This is a genomic window from Photorhabdus caribbeanensis (genome assembly GCF_018448885.1).
Taxonomy (GTDB): Bacteria; Pseudomonadota; Gammaproteobacteria; order Enterobacterales; family Enterobacteriaceae; genus Photorhabdus; species Photorhabdus caribbeanensis.
In genome coordinates this window covers 1-3,308 of sequence record NZ_RCWB01000078.1, presented here as the reverse complement: position 1 = coordinate 3,308, position 3,308 = coordinate 1, and the positions used below count along the sequence as shown (strand labels likewise).

General features: G+C 42.8%; 5 protein-coding genes and 1 pseudogene. 3 read left to right on the top strand and 3 right to left on the bottom strand.

From position 1 onward, the window contains the following. The 3 genes and pseudogenes from EAE90_RS22890 to EAE90_RS22880 all read left to right on the top strand — a co-directional run. On the top strand, positions 1-459 hold a 459-nt coding region (locus EAE90_RS22890; protein WP_214055413.1), incomplete at its 5' end, for a phage tail protein. Positions 460-482: 23 nt separating this feature from the next. Beyond that, positions 483-693 (top strand): annotated as a pseudogene (locus EAE90_RS24795) (phage tail protein); the annotation flags it as partial. Between the two features lie 265 nt (positions 694-958). Then, positions 959-1,555: a tail fiber assembly protein gene (locus EAE90_RS22880; protein WP_214055411.1), complete on the top strand. Its 597-nt coding sequence runs from the start codon at positions 959-961 to the stop codon at positions 1,553-1,555. A gap of 57 nt (positions 1,556-1,612) precedes the next feature. On the opposite strand, the gene EAE90_RS24790 is transcribed toward EAE90_RS22880, so the two are convergent. From EAE90_RS24790 to EAE90_RS24100, 3 genes are all read right to left on the bottom strand, one after another. After that, entirely contained in the window at positions 1,613-1,708 is a 96-nt protein-coding gene (locus EAE90_RS24790) for a tail fiber assembly protein (RefSeq protein ID WP_214055410.1), read from the bottom strand. A gap of 80 nt (positions 1,709-1,788) precedes the next feature. Then, entirely contained in the window at positions 1,789-2,319 is a 531-nt protein-coding gene (locus EAE90_RS22870) for a tail fiber assembly protein (protein ID WP_214055409.1), read from the bottom strand. Positions 2,320-2,334: 15 nt separating this feature from the next. Then, positions 2,335-3,285: a pyocin knob domain-containing protein gene (locus tag EAE90_RS24100; protein WP_246551099.1), complete on the bottom strand. Its 951-nt coding sequence runs from the start codon at positions 3,283-3,285 to the stop codon at positions 2,335-2,337. Positions 3,286-3,308 lie beyond the last annotated feature (23 nt).

Here is a 3,308-nt window from a genome sequence, read left to right as displayed (position 1 = left end):
AAAAACCTTGGTTTATTGGAAAAGCTAATTCCGATAGGTGTGCCACTTCCTTGGCCTACGGCCACACTGCCGGATGGATGGTTGCAATGCAATGGTGCGGCCTTTGATAAAGCGAAATTTCCGGAATTAGCTAAGGCTTACCCTGGTGGTAATTTGCCCGATTTGCGCGGAGAATTTATTCGCGGTTGGGATGACAAACGTGGCGTTGATCCGGATCGTACATTATTGGTATGGCAAGAAGGGTCTTATTTACTACAGGAAGTTGGTCAAGTTGATAATGTTGTTAACTTCTCACTCAACGAGCGTACGAAATTACAATGGGATACTCCCCAAAATAAAGATATTCCACTGAGAGCTAGATCTGTCGGTACAGCAACAACTTGGAATACCAATGCCGCTTATATAGGGGTATCAAGGCCACGTAACGTCGCGTTTAACTATATTGTAAGGGCAGCATAATGCTCACGTCTGCACTTGAAGAGATCCCGGTAGGAATACCACTACCTTGGCCGACTGACATACCACCCAATGGCTGGGTGAAATGTAATGGGGCAATCTTTGATAAGTCTTTATATCCAAAATTAGCAGAAACTTATCCCAGTGGTAGATTACCAGATTTACGAGGTGAATTTATTCGTGGCTGGGATGATGGACGTGGGGTGGATATTGGTCGATATCTCCTATCCTCCCAGTTGGCAGATATTGCTCCGCATAGTCACAGGATTGGGAGGATGTGGTCCAACTCAAATGGTGGAACCGAAGGGATGGGTACACCAAGTTATATTCTCAATAGTGTCCACCAAGACGTTAACTACGGCATTGATCCTCGCGGACTAGGTATCGCTATCGGGATGGGAGCGGGTGGTTTCGGTTATATGGATAATGCGATCGCTGCTTCAACAGGAATAGAAACCCGTCCACGAAACGTGGCATTTAATTACATTGTGAGGATTGCCTGATGAATAAGGCTGTACTGGATAAGAATAATATTGCCATCAGTACCGGAAGTATTGTTGTGTTTAACTACGACGCAATTACGCTGGAATATTTAAACAGTTCTGATGAGTGTCTTCCTGTTGGTATCGGTCTTCCTGCTAATTCCTGCACAGACGCGCCACCTGATACCCAAGAGGGATATATCGCCTGCCGTTCATCTGATTTAACCAGTTGGCAAATCGTACCAGATTACCGAGGAAAAATAGCCTACGACATACAAACTGGGGAACAGAAGGAAATCATTAAACCGGGTGAATTATCAGAAACGCTGACATTCAAGCAGCCAAGCACCGATTTTGATAAGTGGAATGGTGAAAAATGGGTAACGGACATTGAGGCTCAAAAAGCTAATCAGATTAAACAGGCAGAGCAACAACGTGTCATTCTCCGCCAACATGCTAATGAAGCCATGACTTTATTACAATATGCTATTGAGACTGAGATGGCCTCAGACACAGAGAAAGCATTATTGCTTGCCTGGAAGAAGTATGTGGTATTACTGAGCCGTGTTGATACTTCAATGGCTTCAGATATTGAGTGGCCACAAATACCAGAATAATAAAATTATCAAGACCGGGCGTTATTCTGTCTCCGGTCTTTTTTCTGTGATGATAGGCTATGTTGACCAGTCTATTTCCGATGCCTTTGAAGTATCAACACGGTTAAGTATGACTTGGTATTTTTCCATTCTAATAAGACTGGCTTGACGCATTTAGGTAAACACTAATTGATTATCCTAAAAAGCCAGAGTAGAAAAAGGCTCGCGGTTTGTGAACTGCGGGCCTGGATTATTTATACTGGTTGTACAGGCCACTCAATATCTGGTGCTATGGTGGGATCAATGCGGTTTGCTTGCATTCGGTATTTTTTCCAAGCTTTGAGCCGCTCTATCTCTTCCAAGGTTGCTTCATCTAGATCAACGGCATCCTGTAAGGGAGCGATAGTATTGCTGGCAAGGGCTAGCAATTCTTCTTTACGTCTCTCCGCTTGAGCAACTAACTCGTCTTTTGTGTACTTACGCGGAACAATAGCCCCATTTATATATTGCCATTTGCCAGAAATATCACAAGAATCAGGCAGATTATTTACCTCAGCCACACTCATTCCCTCTGGGTTAAAAGCCGATACATCTCCTGATATAGAACGGATTACATTATTAAAATCATACATTACTTTGATTGTGTCAGGGTTAAAGCTTTTCTGGCATTCATACCAGTCCTGACCGTCTTCTGATTGCAAATAAATGACATTAAAATCTTCAATGATTTTTCTGGCTTGTTCTGAGTCAGGTGTATATTGGGAAAAATTTTTAATGTTTTGCATATATTCATCACCTTACTAAATATTGGATATATTCATCCATATGCCGTTAACTTTCTTCTGTATTGGCCTGCGGTTTACAGTGTCAACTAACTCATCTCTATTTCCATTGATTACAGCAGTAATGGCATACCCACTTGCGTCTGTATCTCCAGAACTTTCCCGTAATTGCGCATTCTCTTTGGCGCCGAAGCGAATGTCTTGAATATAACGTGTGTCTGATTCCGATTTTGTATAAGCGCCAATAATCGCAGCGGTTGGTCTATGTCCTTCATGATAGACTTGATACCCTCTAACCCGAAGATTATCAGATTTAAGGCTCATCCATTCATTGGTTGGCCCTCCATGATGTGCATGCAGCCATTTGAAATATTCGTTGCCATTATCCCCCGTTCTAAACCACATATAGGAGTCTGCATCATCATCTCCGGTGTTTTTAAAACCGATAGAGGCAAAGTCGGTGTTTCTGTTCCAACTCAGCGTAGAGTCAGTAGCAATAATTATGTCGCCTGTTACATTGCCCCCGCTACGTTGCAACGCATCTGAGGCTTTAGTAACGGTTTCCATTAAACCGAGTTCACTCACAGTGGGTTTATTCAGGGTATTATATTCTCGCGCCCAAGGAGTCCATGCTGCACCAGGATTATTCCAAGAATATAGAGAACGTGTATATATCCGACTACTGTTATAAACAAAATAACGCTGAATGATCCCTGCGGCCTGTAAAACGACAAGTGAACCTGCAAGCGGTTCAGGATAGTTATTACCTGATACCGCTTGTGCATCTAACCCCTGATAATAAAGCCCTGGTGTTTGATAATCATTTAAATCGGCTTTGTCGGGGATGGATATTGCCTGCCCATTAAAGATATCCTGAGACGTAATATTGATATCCTCAGTCAGAACTTTGCCATTCACTTTCCGGCTATTCGGCACTGCTCCCTGAGCCAAATTCACCGTTTCTATCAAACCAAGATTTTTCAAAACTCACT